Annotated in this window: 14 protein-coding genes; 6 read left to right on the forward strand and 8 right to left on the reverse strand. The window is 57.0% G+C overall.

The window, feature by feature from the left end:
* Window positions 1-298: 298 nt before the first annotated feature.
* Complete coding sequence (locus O3A94_01660) at window positions 299-664, forward strand: hypothetical protein (protein ID MDA1354956.1); 366 nt, start codon at window positions 299-301, stop codon at window positions 662-664.
* Window positions 665-726: 62 nt separating this feature from the next.
* Here O3A94_01660 and O3A94_01665 read toward each other — a convergent pair whose 3' ends face one another.
* The 5 genes from O3A94_01665 to O3A94_01685 all read right to left on the reverse strand — a co-directional run bounded on the left by O3A94_01665 (window position 727) and on the right by O3A94_01685 (window position 5762).
* Complete coding sequence (locus O3A94_01665) at window positions 727-1959, reverse strand: MFS transporter (protein ID MDA1354957.1); 1233 nt, start codon at window positions 1957-1959, stop codon at window positions 727-729.
* Window positions 1960-1989: 30 nt separating this feature from the next.
* The gene (locus O3A94_01670; protein MDA1354958.1) at window positions 1990-2382 is read right to left on the reverse strand and encodes an acyl-CoA thioesterase; all 393 of its coding nucleotides are present in this window, start codon (window positions 2380-2382) and stop codon (window positions 1990-1992) included.
* A 71-nt stretch (window positions 2383-2453) separates the two neighbouring features.
* Window positions 2454-3656 (reverse strand): acyl-CoA dehydrogenase family protein, encoded by a 1203-nt coding sequence (locus O3A94_01675; protein MDA1354959.1) that lies wholly within the window; start codon window positions 3654-3656, stop codon window positions 2454-2456.
* 56 nt (window positions 3657-3712) lie between these two features.
* A complete protein-coding gene (locus O3A94_01680; protein ID MDA1354960.1) occupies window positions 3713-5347 on the reverse strand; it encodes a long-chain-fatty-acid--CoA ligase in 1635 nt (544 codons plus the stop codon).
* Between the two features lie 136 nt (window positions 5348-5483).
* Window positions 5484-5762 carry a DUF4242 domain-containing protein gene (locus tag O3A94_01685; protein MDA1354961.1) on the reverse strand — a complete coding sequence of 93 codons (279 nt, stop codon included), beginning with the start codon at window positions 5760-5762 and terminating at the stop codon, window positions 5484-5486.
* Between the two features lie 169 nt (window positions 5763-5931).
* Here O3A94_01685 and O3A94_01690 point away from each other — a divergent pair, with 169 nt between their 5' ends.
* Together O3A94_01690 and O3A94_01695 are read left to right on the forward strand one after the other, a co-directional pair.
* Complete coding sequence (locus O3A94_01690; GenBank protein MDA1354962.1) at window positions 5932-7275, forward strand: diguanylate cyclase; 1344 nt, start codon at window positions 5932-5934, stop codon at window positions 7273-7275.
* A 63-nt stretch (window positions 7276-7338) separates the two neighbouring features.
* Window positions 7339-7992, forward strand: coding sequence for a DsbA family oxidoreductase (locus tag O3A94_01695; GenBank protein MDA1354963.1), 654 nt, complete (start codon window positions 7339-7341; stop codon window positions 7990-7992).
* A 7-nt stretch (window positions 7993-7999) separates the two neighbouring features.
* On the opposite strand, the gene O3A94_01700 is transcribed toward O3A94_01695, so the two are convergent.
* The gene (locus O3A94_01700) at window positions 8000-11131 is read right to left on the reverse strand and encodes an AsmA-like C-terminal domain-containing protein (GenBank protein MDA1354964.1); all 3132 of its coding nucleotides are present in this window, start codon (window positions 11129-11131) and stop codon (window positions 8000-8002) included.
* Window positions 11132-11275: 144 nt separating this feature from the next.
* Between O3A94_01700 and O3A94_01705 the strand changes: the two genes are divergently transcribed.
* The 3 genes from O3A94_01705 to O3A94_01715 are packed head-to-tail and all read left to right on the forward strand — an operon-like array spanning window position 11276 to window position 15511.
* On the forward strand, window positions 11276-14245 hold the full coding sequence (locus O3A94_01705) for a bifunctional [glutamine synthetase] adenylyltransferase/[glutamine synthetase]-adenylyl-L-tyrosine phosphorylase (protein ID MDA1354965.1): 2970 nt from the start codon (window positions 11276-11278) through the stop codon (window positions 14243-14245).
* On the forward strand, window positions 14242-14712 hold the full coding sequence (locus tag O3A94_01710; protein ID MDA1354966.1) for a peroxiredoxin: 471 nt from the start codon (window positions 14242-14244) through the stop codon (window positions 14710-14712). The genes O3A94_01705 and O3A94_01710 overlap by 4 nt, the downstream gene beginning before the upstream one ends.
* Window positions 14675-15511, forward strand: a complete 837-nt coding sequence (locus tag O3A94_01715) for a ferritin-like domain-containing protein (GenBank protein MDA1354967.1) — start codon at window positions 14675-14677, stop codon at window positions 15509-15511. Before O3A94_01710 ends, O3A94_01715 begins: the two co-directional genes overlap by 38 nt.
* 7 nt (window positions 15512-15518) lie before the next feature.
* Here O3A94_01715 and prfB read toward each other — a convergent pair.
* Window positions 15519-16662 (reverse strand): peptide chain release factor 2 gene (gene prfB, locus O3A94_01720; GenBank protein MDA1354968.1). Its coding sequence is split into 2 segments (ribosomal slippage): window positions 15519-16592 and window positions 16594-16662, totalling 1143 coding nucleotides; the frame shifts between segments, so codons are not numbered across the junction.
* 67 nt (window positions 16663-16729) lie between these two features.
* Window positions 16730-19138: a penicillin-binding protein 1A gene (locus O3A94_01725; protein MDA1354969.1), complete on the reverse strand. Its 2409-nt coding sequence runs from the start codon at window positions 19136-19138 to the stop codon at window positions 16730-16732.
* Window positions 19139-19207: the final 69 nt, after the last annotated feature.

Genomic DNA, 19207 nt, shown 5'->3' on the forward strand with positions numbered 1-19207 from the left:
TACATCATCACCGCGAGGCGGATCACCTCGGGCGAACTGTTGAAATAACGAAAGGGGTTTTGCATTCCCTGAGGCTAAGGAACTTCCCCAAGAGGCTCAAGCCGATTTACTCTGACAATGCCATCCAATGCATTGCACAAACAAAATATAGATCATGAAGGTTTTACTTAATCTGTACGAATCAGGGGAGCACGCTAAGCTCCGCCCCTGAAGACTCTCTGCCCGAGGATAGAATTTTTTAATTATTTTCAATCATATAGTGATCGGAGCTAATTTTAAAACTTGAGAGGGCGGGTAGATGTCTTCTATTACCGAGATTTACGTCTGCAAGCCGGGGCAGCCCTTGAAGAAGGGCAAGCTCTTTACATCGAATGATATCCATGGCCGCCAGGATGCGGAATTGGATGCGACGGAGCGCTGCGGCTCCGACGGCAGGATCGCTAAGGTCGCGTACTACGCTCTCCAGGACGACGGCCAATTCAAGAGCATCCTTGTTTATGAAAATCCAAATGTCGATCTAGGCAGTTTGCCCTCGAACGGCCATGAGCGAGAAAAATTGATGAGCTCCGCCCGGAACACTCATGCGCTTGGGCGGGCCGTTTCCAACCCCAGTCACTCGCTGTTTTCAAAGCTGATGATGTTCTTCACAGAAGAATTGCGCTGAGCCGAAGTGGTGTGGCGGCTGAATGGCGAACGTACCGGTGGCTTTCGATATCGTCTCCTAGCTTAGCGGCGTCCGTTTGCGAGTTTCGCCGAGTCCGGATGTGCCCGGAGACGGGCCATCGCCAGAACACCCAGGAAGGGTCCTATGGCAAGCGGCGCGAAAGCATATTGCCAACCTATCGTCTCCACCAGATAGGGAACAAGATGGATCGTGGCGAGCGTTATCATGAATCCGATGCTGGTTTGCATAGTCAGCATCGTGCCGATGTAGCTCTGCTCTGAAAGCTCTATAACCGAGGACGAGAACTGGGCTGAATCGGCGACGACTGAGATGCCCCAGATCAGGCATAGCAACATCAGCAACCACGGCTCGGCGCCGAACACGGCGCCGGCCAAAAGGGCGCAAGCACCGCTTATCGCCATCGCCGCCATAGTCAAGGTCGTGCGTCCGACGCGGTCAGCGAACAGGCCGCCCATTAGGCATCCCAGCGCCCCGACACCGATCACCGCAAAGCTCGCCAAATTGGCGTAGAATTTGGCATCGCCGGCCGACATCTCCGCCCGTGTCAGAAAGCTGGCATGGATAAACAGGCCGATCCACGCCCACATGGCGTAGAGCTCCCACATATGGCCAAAATAGCCGAGATTGGCGAGTCGCAGCGGTTTGTTGCTCCACGCCCTCAATATCGCCGCCGGCTCGAAGCGCGAGCGCATGGCGAGCGCCGGGCCGAGGGTGACAAAATTGACAATCAGCGCGGCGCCGAGCGCCAGCACCGATGTTGCCCCCAGGGTGAACCGCCAATCCACGCCACCGGCGGCGTTGAAGAGATGGGGAAATGCCGAGCCGATGGTCAAGGCGCCGACTAGCAGGCCGACGAGAAGGCCGGTATCCTTCCTAGCCCAAGTCGCGGCCATCTTCATCCCCACCGGATAAATTCCAGCCATGCAGGCGCCGGTAATAAAGCGCAACGCGACGACGCCAAATGACGTCGGGTCGAGCAGCAGAATGGCCGCGTTGGCCGCCGCCGCCGTTAACGCGGAATACATAAACAGCCGGCGCGGCGCCACGCGGTCAGAGAGTCCGAGTACAGCGCTGATCAGTGTGCCGCAGATGAAACCCACCGCCACGCTACTGGTAAGCAACGCCGCATGCCCGTCGGAAAAGGAGAACTCAGCTTTGAGAGATGGCAGAATCGCCGTGGCCGAGAACCACAGGGCAAGAGCCATTACCTCGCTCAGTGACAACAGGCCAATCGAAAGCCATTTCTGCGCCTCGCTGTGCTGTGGCGCGCGCACTAGATGTCAGCCCGGCAGGTTCGAGGCCTGTCAATCACCAGGTGGGAGGGCACGTTTGGCACCGCTGTCGTCGATGGCTACATAGACGAAAGTCCCCTCGGTGACCTTGACGTGATCTGTTGTACGACGCCGCTTGGCCCAGGTCTCGACTTTGACCGAAATGGAGGTCGTCCCAGTACTTTCGATCGTCGCGTAACAGGTGACGAGATCGCCAACCGCAATAGGCTGATGGAAGCGCATGGCGTTGACGGCAACGGTTGCAATGCGCCCAGCGGCACGATCGACAGCGGGAACGGCGCCGGCCAAATCCATTTGCGACATCACCCAGCCGCCGAAAACGTCGCCATTGGCGTTGGCATCCTTTGGCATAGCGAAAATACGCAGAGCGGGTTCGCTGCCAGGCGGTTGGCCGGTCTGCGACATGGCGCAGTGCTCCCTATTGCTCGGCTCTCATCAATTCCGAGAGCGCTGGACAAACTATGCCGGGTCGTCGGTTAAACATCCCAGGACCAAAAATCGCGTCCCTCATTAATGAAGAAACGCGACATGATCATTTTGTGGACCTCGGATGCGCCGTCGACAAGCTGTGCTTGGCGGGCGTAGCGGTACATCCATTCAAGCAACGTGTCTTTCGAGTAGCCGCGCGCGCCGCATAGCTGAATGCAGGTGTCGATGGTCTTGTTGAGCGTGTCCGCAACCGCAACCTTGGCCATTGAAACTTCCTTGCGCGCGCGATCGCCCTGATCGAGTTTCCAGGCGGCATACATTGTGAGCAGCCGGCCGGTATGGATGTTCATGGCGGCTTCGCCCAACATCCATTGCACGCCTTCATGATCGGCAAGTTTAGAGCCGAAAGATTCGCGTTCTTTTACATACTCGGCGGCGATCGACATGGCGCGCTCCGACATGCCGAGCCATCTCATGCAATGAGTCAAGCGGGCCGGGCCGAGGCGGATTTGTGTCGCGCGCAAGCCGTCACCGATTTTCATCAGCACGTTCTCCTCGGAAATTTCCAATCCATCGAAGCGCAGTTCGCAATGTCCGCCATGCTCTTCCGGCCCCATGATCGGCACCTTGCGCACCAGCTCCCAACCCGGTTGATCCTTGTGAAACAAAAATGCGCTCAAGCCGTTGCGCGGATCGTCCGAGGTGCGTGCAATGATAATGAAATGGGTTGAGGCCCCGGCGCCGGTGATGAACCATTTATGGCCATTAATCACCCATTTATCGCCCTTTTTCTCGGCCCGGGTGTTCATCATACCGGCCGGGTCTGAACCACTGCCGGGATGCGGTTCCGTCATGACGAAGGCGGAGCGCACCTTGCCGTCAATAATCGGCTGTAGCCATTTTTCTTTCTGCGCGTCGGTGCCGACCATCCATAGAAGGCGCATATTGCCGTCATCGGGTGCGGCACAGTTCAGCGCTGCCGGGCCAAAGATCGAAAAATTGGCCTCTTCATAAATCACCGCTTGCTCGGTCATGGACAATCCCATGCCGCCGAGTTCTTTCGGCATTTGCGGTGCCCACAGGCCGGCCGCTTTTGCTTTGCCACGCAGGACCGCTAATTTCTCCAACGGGATATTCTCATGCTCATCGAACGATTCCCGTGGACCTTCAAGCGGGATGCAATTTTCCCTGACAAATTCGCGGACGCGCTGGCGAAGCTCTTCGGTTTCCGCTGAAAGAGTAAAATCCATGTTTACTGCACCTTATGATTTTGATGAGGGTAGTTTTGATCGGGTTAAATTCGAATTCAGGAGGAGTTCGCCCGCTCGCGCAGGACGAATTTCTGTATCTTGCCAGTCGCTGTTTTCGGCAACGGTCCGAATATCACCGCGCTCGGTACTTTGAAATGCGCTAGATGGTCGCGGCAAAAGGCAATGATACTTTCGGCACTGATATCACCGGCGTCCACCTTGAGGTAAACAAAAGCGAGCGGAGTTTCGCCCCATTTATCGTCCGCCTTGGCGACCACCGCCGCCTCCTGCACATTCGGATGGCGGTAAAGAACATTTTCGACCTCAACGCTGGAAATATTCTCGCCGCCTGAAATGATGACGTCCTTGGAGCGATCGCGCAATTCGATATAGCCGTCTTCATGCATGACGCCGAGATCGCCAGTGTGAAACCAACCGCTGGCGAAGGCCCTTTTAGTTTCCTCGGGGTTGGCGAGATAGCCCTTCATGAGCGTATTGCCGCGCAGCAGAATCTCGCCCATCGATTGTCCGTCAGCCGCGAGCGGTAGGCCGCTCTCCGGGTCCGCAACGATTGCTTCCGAGACGGCCAATGTCGGAACGCCCTGGCGCGCCATTTTTTCGGCGCGCGCTTCCACGGTAAGAGCCGGCCAATCGTCCTGCCACTCCGAAATCAACGACGGGCCGTAGCATTCCGTCAAGCCGTAGAGATGTGTCACGCGGAAACCCATTCCCTCCATCGCAGCGATCACGGCACTTGGCGGCGGCGCGCCGCCGACAGTTACTTCGACCTGTTGGGCAAAACTTTGCCGCTCCGCCATTGGCGCATTTGCGATCATATTGAGGACCACTGGCGCGCCGGCCATGTGGGTGACACCTTCGTCGGCGATCAGCTGGAAGATCCGCGCCGATTCGATCCGCCGCAAACAAATATGTGTGCCGGCCATTGCCGTCACCGCCCAGGTGTAGGTCCAGCCATTGCAATGGAACATTGGTAAAGTCCACAGATAAACGCTCTTGGATGTCAGCGCCACGGCAAAGGCGTTCGAAAGGGAGTTCAGATAGGCGCCCCGGTGATGATAGACCACGCCTTTGGGATTGCCGGTCGTGCCCGAGGTATAGCTCAGCGTGATCGCGTCCCACTCATCTTCGGGCCGTTGCCAGTCATGATCTGCCGCGCCGCCGGCGATGAAGTGCTCAAAAGATTCATCGCCCAGGCTGACATCTCCTGCTTCTGCCTCGGGATCGTCGACCGTGACCACATAGGGCCGCACGCCCGAATGGTCCATTGCCTCATACAAAAGCGGCGCGAATTCACGGTCGACGAATACAAGTTTGCTCTCGGCATGCTCCAACAAGCGTCCGATCAGGGCCGCATCGAGGCGGATATTGAGCGCGTTTAGGACTGCGCCGGACATCGGCACGGCGAAATGTGCTTCCAGAGTTTCAGGAATGTTGGGCGCCAATACGGAGACGGTATCTCCCCTCTTGATGCCGTGCGCGGCGAGTGCACCGGCTAGGCGGCGGCAGCGCGCATATGTCTCGGCGTAAGTTTGCCGCCGCGCGCCATGGACAATGGCGGTGCGTCCAGGATGCACGCTCGCCGCACGGGATAGAAAGTCCAAGGGTGTCAGCGCCGCATAGTTCGCCGGGTTGCGGTCGAGATCTATGTCGTAGCGGCTCTTTCGGTCCAAGCGGCGACCTCCCAATCAAATTGCCCACGTACAACTGCTGTGCCGTGGTTTTTGTCTCGCTGGCGGCCAAAGGTCAAGCATTCGCCGCCAGTGATTTGGGACCCAGGCACTGACAGTATTGCGCGCTCCTCGATTATTACTGTGGCGCGGCTGTCGTCGGATCGATCATTTTTCCGATATGGGTAACTTTGGTTGCCGGAAAACCGCTTAGCTCGGCGTGGCGATGAATAATATCCTCGTTGATGGCGTAATAAATGCAGAACGTCTTATCATCTGCAACATGGGATTCGACCCACTGAATGTTGGGTCCAAGCTGCTCCAGAACTTCATTGGATTTCTGCGCGGCGCCGCGCAGTTGCTCGCGTTCGAGACTGCCTACGTCAGGAATATCACGTTCGATGATGTATTTGTTCATGACTTTTCTCCTTTGATCGTTGGTTGCTTTTGAGCGAGAATTTTACCTCTGTTGCACGTGCCGTTTCGCCTATTGTCGCGGCGCGCCCGTTCGGCGGCAAGGTTAAAGCCTTGTTAAGAAATTGCTAATATCCTGATTTTCACATCACAGAGATTATTAGGGTTGCTCAATGGCGCATTCAGCTCGTGTATTGGTGGCGAACGGTAATCTGCAGGCACTGAATCACGTCAGCGGTTGCCTGCGCCGGCTTGGCTATATCAACTTGCTCGAAACGGCGGTGGACAAGGCGGTAAGCCGGGCTCAAGCGGAACGGCCGGAAGTCATTTTCGTGGGCCATGAGTTTAGCGACCGTGACTGCGCCAGCATCATCTCGGATATCAAGAACGACGTCGCCACGCGGGATATCCCAGTTTTTTTGACTTGCGGTGAGAATGAATCCCCGCCTTGGTCTGAAAGCTGGGTCACGCGCTTCGACGGTGTCATTCAGTGGCCCTTCGAAGATGAGCACATTCAGGCGCATATGCGCGCCGGCTTGCGACTTGGTACGATGCGGGCCGAGCTCAATAGACGAAGCGAGACCCTGAACCGCCTCGGTCTTGAGAGTGGTGAAAAATGGCGAGCCGAAACTACCGAGGGGCATCCGCGTGTTTTACTCGTACGTGGTGAAAACGGCGACGGCGATGCGACCGAGGATGCTCTGAAGGGTTTTGCTTTGCTGCAAACCCAAATTTTCGGGAGCGGCATTGTCGATCAATTGAGCGATTCCGACGTCGAACTAGTGGTCATCGCGGCAAATAACAATTTTCCTGCTGCCGTCGCTATCTGTGAAGAGATCCGTTGCAATCCAGCGCTATTCCACATGCCAATTCTGGCCATCTGCTCGGGCGACCCGGATCAAATTTCAGTAGTTTATCGTCATGGCGCCACGCCCGCTTACTCTTTGCCTTTGGTTGGCGACGAAATACGCGCGCGCGTGTCGATGGGTGTGACGGCACATCGACTGCGCGGCTATATGTTGAATGCCTACCGCGCGGCTTGGCGCCAAGCAGTCAGCGATAGCGCCACCGGCCTTTTCAGTGTCGAGTTTTTCCGTCAACACCTCCAAACCCTTGTGGACGACGCCTTTCGCTGGGACAAGAATTTATCCCTCAACATCATGGCGGTGCCTGAAATTGATCAAATCTGGAACGAATATGGTGACGCCGCGGCTACCCATCTGACCAAACAATTAGGCGCTAAGATTTCGCAGTTGGTGCGCGGCGAAGATCTCTGTGCGCGGCTCGATAACACCACATTTTGTATCGCGCTGCCGGAAAGCCCGTTGGAAGCGACCAGCCCGACCATGCAACGCTTAACCGCCGTCTTACGCACGACTGAATTTTCACTGGTCGGGGTCTCCAAACCATTGATTGTGCGTCCAACATTCGGCAGCGTCGAGTTCAGGCCCGGTGATACAGTAGATGATTTGCTCGACAGGGCCACGTCGGCGGCACTGGCGAAACACGCTGCCTAACCTCGCACGCCGCGCTGCCGATGTAATTGGCCCGAACTAAATTGCCGGGCTATACTCTTGGTCATGAAAGTCATGATCGTGTCGGACACAATCTGCCCCTGGTGTTATGTGGGTAAGCGTCGTTTCGAACGGGCCTTTGCCGAGCGCACCGACGTCAAGCCCGATATCGAATGGCGGCCATTTCAACTCAATCCGGATATGCCGGCTGATGGCCTCGACCGCGGGGCTTATATGCGCGCCAAATTTGGCACCGACGAGCGCGCCGAGGAAATTTACGCGACCATCCGGTCTGCCGGAGACGGGGAAAATATCCCCTTCGCGTTTGATTCGATCAGCCGTGTGCCAAACACCATTGGATCGCACCGACTGATCAGCTGGTCACTGCCGTCCGGTCAACAGGACAGCGTGGTCGAGGGATTATTCCGCAGTTATTTTATGGCGGGCCAAGACATCGGCGATATCGAAGTTCTTGTCAAAGTCGCGGCGGCGGCCGGCCTGGACGAAACTGAAGCCCGGGCCTATCTCTCCGGCGAGGAGGGTGTTGAGCAAGCTCGAGCCGAATCGTTGGAAGCCCATCGCTTGGGAATTTCCGGTGTACCCTGCTTTATATTTGACGGAAAATACGCAGTCTCGGGCGCCCAAGAACCAGAAGTTTTTTCACAAGTGATTGACCTCGCCCTGCAGCCCGATGAGGCCGATCAGGTAGAGGTTCTTTGATATATTGTTAGCGATCAATGTCGGGGCTTTGTGGCGCGTCTGGTAAGCCGTTGCCGGTGTCCCCACCAGTGCCATCGAAAATCGAAAAGAGATTGCGCAAAAATCCCGGTGCCAGCACCGACAGGGGATTGACGCTAATTGTCGGTTCGGTGGTGGTGCCAGTCACTGAGTAGGTTGCGGCAAAAATTCCTTCGCCCGGTCCGCCCACCAGAAGATCGCCGATCAGCGGAATGTTTCCCAACAGGCTGTTCACTGAATAGGCCGGCACAATGGTCCCCCGAATGTTGACCTCGTCGGTGTCGAGATTGACCCTACCCGCCGCGTTGACGCCGATCGAGCTGCCCGCAGTTTGCGCGTCTTCGATCGTGACGATGCCGTCTTTCAGCGCAAAGGGCAGGCGAAATGAAGAAAAGGAAATGCCATCGCCCTGTAGGGTGTCGAATATCCCGGTAAAGGAAGCAATGGATAAAATTTGCGCCAAGGTCGGCGCGTTGATGACGCGGTAATTCTCGATCAGCACTTGGCCACTCACCGGCGCGCCGGGCTCATCATCATGCAAGGTGGCGTCCATTACCAGGCGACCGCCTACAGCGTTGTCATAAACGCTGAAGGCGCGCGCGACCGAACCGGCATCCTCAGAACGCACGGAGAGGCGGCGTTTGGCACCGTCAGGCTCCAGCACCAAACGAAGTTCGGAGCCGGTCACCAGCGTGCCGCTCAGAAACGCTGATTCCAGCCGCTCGGCTGTGTTAGTGACACGCGCCCGGACGCCAGTGATTTGCTGATCGGCACGCGTGATCAACCGCTCTACATTGGTTTCGAGAATGAAGGGCGGCAAATTGCCCTGCTCCGAATCCAGCAGTTGATCAATATATGGCCGAATGTCGAGGCTCTTGCCGCCAACGTCGAGAATAATATTGTTGTCGTCATCGCGTCGGTATTTGACGGTTACGTCATTGTCGCCGAGAAGGACATTGCTGAGTTCGGCCTCGATCAACCGACCTCTTTCGGGTTCGATACTGGCGCGCCCCTTGATGCGTAGATCCTTCGACGTAAATTCGAAATTTGTGACGTCGACATCTTCATTGTCGTGAAGCTCCGCCAGGATCAGGATCGAAGCTTCGTCACCGATCTCCTTTTGCCAAAACAGCTCCGGAATTTCCATTCGCACCTGGCGCGCATCGAGCGCTGCGGTCACATGCTGATCGCCATCATTGGAGATCGTATAGGAAAATTTCATATCGAAAGGCCCCTTGGCGAAGGGTGCCAATTTGATGCCAAATTCCTCTTGGGCCGCGATATCCAGGACTGCCGTGACATCGTAGCGGCTGCGGAAAGGCATTTGCGCGGAAAAATTCTCCAGCCATTTGATCGTCGATGGCATGCCCTCAACCAGAATATCGCCGCCGATCTCCATATTGTTTTCATCCAGCGTGAGTCGAAGATTGCCCTGGCTGACGTCCCGATCGCCAAACAGGTCGTGCACTGTGATATCGGTGAGACGCGCGACCGCCGCGAATTGCGCTTCGTCGAGCCTGACGTCGCTGCGGAACGGTAGTTGAACACCCATTTCGGCGCTGACATGGCCAGTAAATTGATCCGCCTTCAGGCCAATCGCGCTCGGAAATTCGAGGCCGGGGCGGTCCAATAGACGGATGGCATTTTCCGCCGGACCTTCCAAATTTCCAATAATTGTGAGAGTCGCCGAATCCAGCATGATGTCGGAAATCAACGCAATGCCGCTCGGCGCGTATATGTCCTCGATGGTGCCGTCGCGCATGCTTAGCGTCATGCTGCTGCCATCGATATGGCCCTTACCGTCCACGCCGTAGACATAGGGTTGTCCGGGAAAATAATTTACCGTGGCATCGCGAATTTCATAGGTAACGTCAAAGGAACCTGGGCGCTCGCCGGTCTCCAGCAGGTCAATCTCGCCCGGCTTTATATCCAGGGCCACGCTGAGTCTCGAAATCACGCCGTCAAGGACGTTAGCTAGAATCCACGGCCTAGCGTTGGCCATAAGGAATTCCGGCCAGTAATTCCCGAGTTCGGTAAACGGCATCTCGGTAAATTCGAAATCGCCGACAATTCCCGTTTGCTCGGGCATGCCGGAAATTTGCCCGCGAAAGCTGATAACGGGACCATCTGTGGCGATGGTAAAGTCTTCCAGATTAATCGAACCATAGGCGGCATCGGCATCGCCGCGGACGCTGAGTGACGCAATGTGAGGCGGCACCGGAAATACACCCGGCAGATGGAGTGACCCCTCCCCGCCTTTGAGATCGAATTTGACTCGATCCACCAAATTACCATCGCGAGTCAGGGTGAATTCTAAATTGCCGGAAACCGGCAGGCGCAATGCGCCTAGCTCGGCCAATATTGGTGAAATTCCCGCGAGTTGCGCAGGCACTGTTTCGCCGAACTGGAGTTTCGTTTGGAGGTTGCCGCTGGCCCGGTCGAGGGCGGTCGAGGCCACGACTTTGAGAACGACGTCGGCGACTTCAATATCGGCCAACAGTTCGCCGTTTATGCTGGCTTCATTGAGGTCGAAAATCAAGTCGGCCAATGGCGCGTTCCATGACAAATCCAACAGCTTGTCATCGACGCTAAGCGCCGCCCCCAAGATACTGATCCGTTTCAGTTGGCCGAGCGGGTGATCAGTTCCCGGCGCTGCCAGGAAATCAGCTACCAGCTCATTGACGGCCGCGTCGGGTTTCTCGAACTCCGAGCCAAAGGCAAATTCCAACTCGCCCTGCAGGTTTCTGACAAGATGGACCTCGGGCCGAAGCAATTCGATGCTGGTCGGCGCGACCCTGCCCTCGAGTAGCGACAGCGCGCTTAACTCAAGTGAAATCTCGGGCACGGCGGCGAGTACGTTGCCGTCGGGCCCAATAGCGTGTGCATTTGTGACGACGATATCAAGGGACCTGTTCCATCCGGCCCATGTCAGAATCGTATCTTCAAATTCGAAGCGATAACTCAAATCTTCCGCCTCAAACGCTTCTTCGATATAGGGCGAGAGAAAGGCGATCGATACAGGTCCGTTCGACAACCGCCACGAGACGACGGCGAACATAATTGCCAAACTGCCAAACACCGCCGCCGCGATATGAATAATGTATTTTAACGTCTTATGCATAAGCGGCTATGGTCGGCATGTCGTCGAAATCTTGACCCAACTCGTTATGTCGAGCAGGTTGCGCCTACTATGGTCGCGCACGACATCAATCAAAGTGCTGTCTGAGACATGCGGAGTCTATCTTTCTTAACAGATAACGGCATTTTGCCGAAACCCGCTGAGCCGGAGCGTGCTCAGCGTGAACTAGATATGTGGCGGCACGAAGCGCACACAAGGTCCGGCGGCGACCCTGAATTGGCCGATTTCATGGCCGATCTTGTCGCTCAGGACGAAGGCCAAGAATTTCTACGGGCAATCTTTGGTAATAGCCCGTTCCTGTCGCTCGGTCTGCGTCATGATCCGGCGATTTTGCAACATGTGACCCAACTCGGATTCGACCGGACATTCGAAGACATGTTGACGGCGCTGGCCGGCAGACAATTGTGGCGTCAGGGTCGAGCGGATGTGATGTCCGGTCTTCGCCTGGCTAAGCGCGGCGTCGCTCTGACCATTGCCATGGCAGATATTGCGGGTGCGTGGCCGCTGGAGAAAGTCTGCCGGAGCCTGTCCCAATTCGCCGAAATGTCGATTTCGATCGCTCTGAATTACCTGCTCTTTCAAGCCCATAAGGCCGAGCAACTGCTTCTGGTGGATCCGGAAAATCCCGAATCCGACTCGGGCGTTGTCGTTCTCGGCATGGGAAAGCTCGGCGCCCGCGAACTGAACTATTCAAGCGACATCGATCTGCTGGTGCTGTTTGACGGCGAAAAAGTGAATCATTGCGGCAGCGAGGGCCCGCAACAGAGCTTGCACCGTATGGTCCGGGAAATGGTGTCGCTATTGGGAGAGCGCAGCGCCGACGGGTATGTGTTTCGCACCGATTTGCGGTTACGCCCGGACCCCGGCGCCACCCCGCTCGCGGTTTCTACCGCAGCGGCAGAACAATATTACGAGAGCCTGGGGCAGAATTGGGAGCGCGCGGCGATGATCAAGGCGCGCGTCGTGGCCGGTGACCAGGAAGTTGGCGCGCAGTTCCTCAGCCGCCTGGTGCCTTTCGTTTGGCGCAAATATCTCGATTTTGCCGCGATCGAGGATATCCATTCGATCAAGCGCCAAATCAATGCCCACAAAGGGCATCATGAAATCGCCGTGGCCGGTCACGATATCAAAGTCGGCCGCGGCGGCATTCGCGAGATCGAATTTTACGCTCAAACCCAACAATTGATCTGGGGTGGCAAGGAGCCGGGACTACGTCTCGGCGCGACTTGCGAGGCGCTTCGCGCCTTGGCTGAGGCCGGTCACGCCGACACCGACGTCGTAGATGAATTGATTGCCGCCTACGCCTATCTGCGCCGTCTTGAGCACCGTCTGCAAATGGTTGCTGACGAACAAACCCATTTGTTGCCCGCTGAGGCGGAGGGCCTTGCTGCCATCGCCTGTTTCATGGGCTATGGAACGACGGACGAGATGGCGCGTGATGTAAAATTTCATCTTTCCCGTGTGGAGAACCATTATGCCGCTCTTTTTGAGGATTCGCCCGAGCTCGGCGGCTCGGGAGGCAATTTGGTCTTTACCGGAACGGAGGATGATCCCGACACGCTGCAAACTCTGAGCGATCTCGGATTCAGTGACGGCAAGGCGGTATCGGCGACCGTGCGCGGCTGGCATCACGGCCGCATCCGGGCGACCCGCAGCACCCGCGCGCGCGAACTCTTGACCGAATTGATGCCGAGGTTGCTCGGTGCGTTGTCGCAGACCGTAAATTCGGACGCGGCGTTCCGGAATTTCGATGAATTTCTCACCAATCTGCCGGCCGGCGTACAGCTGTTTTCGATGTTTTATGCGCGCCCCGGCTTGTTGGATTCATTGGCCGAAATCATGGGAAATGCGCCCAGCCTGGCCGAGAATCTGAGCCGCCACCCAAATCTCCTCGACGGCGTTCTGACCGGCCAATTCTACGAGCCCGTCGGCACGGTATCCGAACTTTCGGAGAATCTCAGTGAAAGCCTGGCCGCGTCACCTGACTTTCAGGATGTGCTGGACGCTGCACGGCGTTGGACACATGACCGGGAATTCCAAATCGGCATGCAGCTGCTGCGCGCGATGATATCGGGCGAGCAAGCGGGCGCGTCGCTCAGCGATGTTGCCGATGCCACCCTGCGCGGACTGCTGCCATATGTGGAATCTGAATTTCAACGGGCCCATGGCGAGATGCCGGGCGGTGAGTTTAGCATTGTCGGTTTGGGCAAACTCGGTGGACGGGAAATGACTTTTTCGTCCGATCTCGACGTGATCTTCGTCTATCGCGGTGGCTCGGCCGATCAGAGTCAATCCGTGGGTCCACGCCCCCTCCCGCTCAGCCAGTACTACGGGCGTCTGAGCCAACGTCTGGTGACGGCCGTGAGCGCGCTCACGCCGGAGGGCAAGCTTTATGAGGTTGATGCCCGCCTGCGCCCGTCCGGCAACTCCTCACCATTGGCCTCGGAAGTCGCGGGGTTTGCCGAATATCATAATAAATCTGCCTGGACGTGGGAGCATATGGCGTTGACACGCGCCAGGGTGATTACCGGCAGTCCGGCGCTTGGTGAACATGTGACAGGGGTCGTCGCCGCTGTTCTGGCGAAGACGCGCGAGGATCCCGGCCTGGTCATCGAAGTGGCGAGCATGCGTGAACGCATCGACAAAGAACGCCGCACCGAAAATCCGTGGAAACTTAAACATGTGCGCGGCGGTTTACTCGATATCGAATTCATTGCCCAGTACCTCCAGCTTCGTGACGCGTCCCGCCACCCGGAGATTCTATCGCAGGAGACCGATCGGGTTTTCGAACGACTTGCACATTCTGGTATTATGGCGGAAGAAGACGCGGCGGCCTTGGCTGACGCTGCCCGACTGATGCGGCGCCTGCAGGCCCTTCTCCGCTTGACTGTTGGCGTTAGCCGCGACGAAGCGCAATATCCTGCCGGCGTGCGCCAAGCCCTTGCCAAAGCGGCTGGCGTCGAGACCTTCGATGAAGTGAGAGACCGGCTCATGAAAACAGAAGAAAGCGTGCGTACGTATTATGCGCGCTATGTGCAACAGCCGGCTGAAGCCGGCACCCTGGACGAAAACAAAAACGAAAGTGAGAGATTGTGAGCAAAAATATCGTTGAAGGATCGCAAGCGCCCGATTTCGAAGCTGCAACGGATGGCGGCGGCAAATTGAAACTGTCGTCTTTGAAGGGCAAGCATGTGGTGCTCTATTTTTACCCCAAAGATGATACGCCCGGATGCACGAAGGAATCCTGCGGATTTGCGGAAACGCACCAAGACTTCTTGGACAAGAATGCTGAAATCGTCGGTCTCTCCAAAGATAGCGTCGCGAAACACGACGACTTTAAAAGCAAATTCGGCCTGCCTTTCACTCTGGTGTCGGATGAAGACGGAGCAATCTGTGAGGCATACGGTACCTGGGTGGAGAAGAAAAATTACGGTCGAACCTATATGGGCATCGAACGCGCGACTTTCCTCATCGACGACAAAAGATGTGTTCGCAAGGTCTGGCGGAATGTCAAAGTAGATGGACATGTCGAAGCAGTCATGCGTGCGCTTGCCGACCTCTGATCTGGCCGTCGCCGCGCGCGCGGTCCTTTGCGAGCCCGATCCGCAGTCCAAGGTGGCGCGCACCCATGCGGCCGCAGAGGATTGGTACGCCGGCAGGTCAGCGCTGCCGCAAATGGCCACCACCACGATCACCAACACCATGCCGGTCCGGCCGGCTCGGCCCGCACTGCCGCAATTAATGGCACCTCGCCTGATGCCGCGCCGCAGAGTGGGTGGCGTCCGCGGGCGTATCGCTCTTCTCCATGCGGTCGCGCATATCGAATTGAACGCGATCGATTTGGCCTGGGACCTAATCGGGCGCTTTACTGCTTTCGATTGGCCGACGGAATTTTTTAACGACTGGGTCGGCGTCGCCGCTGACGAAGCGCGCCATTTTTCCATGCTCTCGACGCGCCTGAACGAGCTTGGTGCGAGCTATGGTGATTTGCCCGCACATGACGGATTGTGGGAAGCGGCGATGGAAACGTCGCACGATCCCCTCGCCCGTCTTGCCGTGGTTCCTATGGTTTTGGAGGCGCGCGGACTCGATGTGACGCCAGCCATGATCGCGCGCTTGCACCGCGTCGATGACGATGCCAGTGCGGCGCTTCTAGAGATTATCTTGCGCGAAGAAATCGCCCATGTTGCGGCCGGCCAGCGCTGGTTCGGTTATCTCTGCCGCATACGCGGCCTCTCAGAACATGAAACCTGGCGCAAACTGGTGGCGGCACACTACCGCGGTGTTCCAAGACCACCATTCAACGAAGCGGCACGCCGAGCTGCCGGCATGGCGCCTGAGCTTTACCGACAACCCGCCTGATAGGCGCCTATTGGCTTTCTGCTTCGGCGCTAAGTACCGGTTCATCACCGAGGACGCCAACGCGTTGCGCCAGGGACGCGGCCATAAATTCGTCGAGGCCGCCATCTAGTACTGCGTCTGGATTGGTGCTTTCGAAATTGGTGCGCATATCCTTTACCAGGCGATAAGGCTGTAGGACGTAGGAGCGGATTTGGTGGCCCCAGCCAATGTCGCTTTTTTGCGCATTCAAGGCCTGAGACTCTTCTTCGCGGCGTCGGAGCTCAGCCTCGTACAATCGGGCTTTCAACATCGACATCGCGGCTGCGCGATTACGGTGCTGAGAGCGTTCGGCTTGGCACTGCACGACGGTATTGGTCGGAAGATGCGTGATGCGCACCGCGCTGTCGGTGCGGTTGACATGCTGCCCGCCAGCGCCGGAGGCGCGGTAGGTATCGATGCGGAGGTCTTTTTCGTCGATTTCTATGTCGATGTCGTCGTCGACGACTGGGAACACCCAGATGGACGCAAAACTTGTGTGTCGGCGGGCATTTGAATCAAACGGTGATATGCGCACCAGGCGATGGACCCCGCTTTCGGTCTTCAACCAGCCATAGGCCATCGCGCCGGATATTCGGATCGTCGCCGATTTGATGCCGGCTTCCTCGCCAGCGCTTTCCTCGATCCATTCCACTTTATGACCGTTGGCGCCGGCCCAACGCATATACATTCGGAGCAGCATTTCCGCCCAATCCTGCGATTCGGTCCCTCCGGCGCCGGCATGAACTTCCAAAAAACAATCATTCGCATCGGCCTCGCCGGAGAGCAAACTTTCCAACTCCAGCTTGGTTGCACGACTTTGAAGCTCCCGGAGCGCGCCTTCCGCTTCCGCGAAACTTTCTTCGTCTTTTTCCTCTTCCGCCAGCTCAGCAAGACCCAGCGCGTCTTCAAGTTCGCGCTCCAGACTGCGGAATCCGGTGATCGCTTGATCGAGCCGGGTGCGCTCTTGCATCATCGATTGCGCCGCTTGTTGGTCATTCCACAACGCCGGGTCCTCGGAGCGGGTATTCAGTTCCTCTAGATTTTTGACCGCCTGATCGAAGTCAAAGATGCCTCCTCAGCAGCGCCATGGACTGCTTGATCTTCTCGGCCAGGGACAGAATATCGGCGCGCATATCGGGCGTCTCTTTTGTTGCGGTTAGGGTTTGGCAAGCCGGAACGTTCGGACGGTTAGAAGAAGCTCTAGTATAAGCCGCCGGAGCCCTCGGTCAAAACCGGCGTGCCATCGGCCTTGTTCCCATTGCCGGCTTGCCTGCTCGGCGGGCTCGGCTCGGTACCGATCCGGAAAGCTTCCACCAATATATTCTTGTCGCCCTCTCTCGCCGCCAATCCAGTTTCGCCGTCAATGCGTACAAAGCGGATGCCACGCGGGACGCGGAATGGCACCGCCGGGGTATCGGCGAGGGCTTGGCGCATGAATTCGCGGAATATTGGTGCCGCGACCCTGCCGCCGGATTCTTTCCGCCCCAATGTCTTCGGCTGATCAAAACCGACATAGACGCCAACCGCCAGGTCAGGCGTAAAGCCAACGAACCAGGCATCGTTGAAATCGTTGGTGGTTCCAGTTTTACCTCCGATCGGCTTGCCCAATTCATTGACCGAACGGCCGGTGCCACGCATCACCACGCCTTCCAACATGGAGACGACTTGATAGGCACTCAAAGGATCAACTACCTGCTCTCGCATATCGGGCAGTTGCGGCGGCGGCTGGTGGTCCCAGGATATTCCGCTGCATATTTTGCAGGCTCGGCCGTCACGCGTATAAATCGTGCGGCCATGACGGTCCTGAATGCGCTCGACAAAAGCCGGGGAAATTTGACGCCCGCCATTGACCAGCATGGCATAGGCCGATGTCAATCTGAGGACCGTCGTTTCACCTGCGCCGAGTGACATCGACGGCATAAGTGGCAGGTTGGGATGTACATTGAAGCGCCGGGCATAGTCCGCCACCATTTCCATGCCGAGTTGTTGCGCAATCCGCACAGTCATCAAATTGCGTGATTTTTCCAGCCCGAGGCGAAGCGTGCTAGGGCCGTAAAATTTCTGCGAATAATTCTCCGGTTTCCATTTCCCCAGCCCTTCCCCCTGGTCAATCACATAGGGTGCATCAAGAACCATCGTTGCCGGCGTAAACCCGTTGTCGAGAGCTGCCAAGTAGACGAACGGTTTGAACGCCGAGCCAGGCTGCCGACTCGCCTGGGTGGCCCGGTTAAATTGGCTGAGAGCGAAATCGAAACCACCTGAAAGTGCCAAGACACGCCCTGTGTGTGGGTCCAGAACTACCACGGCGCCGCTCACTTCTGGGATTTGCCGGAGGGCGAAACTGGTGAGCTCATTTTCGCTTACGGCTACCGGTTCGACATATATGACATCGCCCGCGGCCAGCACCTGAGCAGTATTCTTTACTTTCGGTCCGAGTTTCTGTTCCTTCAGCGTCTCCCGCGCCCATTCTAGATCAGCCACAGGTAATATGCCTGTCTCGCCATCGCCAAGCAGGAAATGTGCCGCCTTTGGCGTGACCTTGTGCACGAACGCCAGGCGCCAAGGAACCTGCGGCAATTTCAGCGCTACGGCGCCAAATCGTTCCTGCCAGTTCTCAGGTTCCGCGCCGATATTTGCCAGAGGCCCCCGCCACCCGTGGCGCAGGTCATAGGCAATCAGGCCGTCGCGCAACGCCGTGTCGGCGTGTCGCTGCAGGATCGGATCCAACGTAGTGCGGACGGAAAGCCCGCCGCGGTAAAGCTCAGTCTCGCCGAATTTGTCAAACAGCCAGCGCCGGACTTCCTCGGTGAAAAAGCTGGCTTCCACGAACACCTCCTTGTCGCGTCGCGTGGTCCCGAGGGGTTTGAGCGCAGCAGCACCGGCTTCCTCTTTGCTAATCTTGTCGTTTTCGACCATTTGCGATAGCACCCAATCACGGCGGGCAACGGCGGCGTCGTATTTTTTCGTCGGGTGGTAATTATTCGGTGCTTTGGGCAGGGCCGCAAGATAGGCGACCTCAGCAAGGTTTAATTCATCCAATGATTTGTTGAAATAATTCAATGCGGCGGCAGCCACTCCGTACGAGCGGTAACCGAGATAAATTTCGTTGAGGTAAAGCTCGAGGATGCGGTCCTTGCTGAACGCATCCTCGATGCGAATTGCGAGAATGGCTTCCTTAAACTTTCGTTCCATCGATGTTTCATTGGTCAGCAGAAAGTTCTTAGCGACCTGCTGGGTGATAGTCGAGGCGCCAACCAGACGCTTGTCGGAGCCGAAATTGCCGACATTCTGAATCAACGCACCGGCGACACTGATCGGATCGAGGCCGAAATGGTCATAGAAATTCTTGTCTTCCGCCGACAGGAAAGCGTCAACCACACGGTTAGGCATGGCGCCAATTGGGACAAACACCCGCTTTTCGGTGGCGTATTCGGCGACCAGCCTGCCGTCTCCGGCATGCACCCGCGTCATCGTGGCGGGTTCGTAGGCAGCCAATTGCCGATGGTCAGGCAAATCCCGCCCATAGTGATAAAAAAGATAAACCACGCCGGCGACGACGATGACCGCAGCAAGCAACAGCCCTGCTAGCGAATAATATAAAAATTTCATGATCAGCGCTCGCTAACCTTTCGATTCATCCGCTTCTGCCACACCCGTTTCCGCCACAGATGAGCGCCA

This window comes from Pseudomonadota bacterium (assembly GCA_027624955.1).
Lineage (GTDB): Bacteria > Pseudomonadota > Alphaproteobacteria > UBA828 > UBA828 > PTKB01.

What these genes read in the sequence shown, in the direction of transcription:
- O3A94_01690 (MDA1354962.1), top strand. Translation starts at nt 5,932, where the DNA reads ATGGCGCATTCAGCTCGTGTATTGGTGGCGAACGGTAATCTGCAGGCA.
- O3A94_01675 (MDA1354959.1), bottom strand. Translation starts at nt 3,656, where the DNA reads ATGGATTTTACTCTTTCAGCGGAAACCGAAGAGCTTCGCCAGCGCGTC.
- O3A94_01660 (MDA1354956.1), top strand. Translation starts at nt 299, where the DNA reads ATGTCTTCTATTACCGAGATTTACGTCTGCAAGCCGGGGCAGCCCTTG.
- O3A94_01725 (MDA1354969.1), bottom strand. Translation starts at nt 19,138, where the DNA reads ATGAAATTTTTATATTATTCGCTAGCAGGGCTGTTGCTTGCTGCGGTC.
- O3A94_01715 (MDA1354967.1), top strand. Translation starts at nt 14,675, where the DNA reads ATGTCGAAGCAGTCATGCGTGCGCTTGCCGACCTCTGATCTGGCCGTC.
- O3A94_01670 (MDA1354958.1), bottom strand. Translation starts at nt 2,382, where the DNA reads ATGTCGCAGACCGGCCAACCGCCTGGCAGCGAACCCGCTCTGCGTATT.
- O3A94_01695 (MDA1354963.1), top strand. Translation starts at nt 7,339, where the DNA reads ATGAAAGTCATGATCGTGTCGGACACAATCTGCCCCTGGTGTTATGTG.
- O3A94_01700 (MDA1354964.1), bottom strand. Translation starts at nt 11,131, where the DNA reads ATGCATAAGACGTTAAAATACATTATTCATATCGCGGCGGCGGTGTTT.
- O3A94_01685 (MDA1354961.1), bottom strand. Translation starts at nt 5,762, where the DNA reads ATGAACAAATACATCATCGAACGTGATATTCCTGACGTAGGCAGTCTC.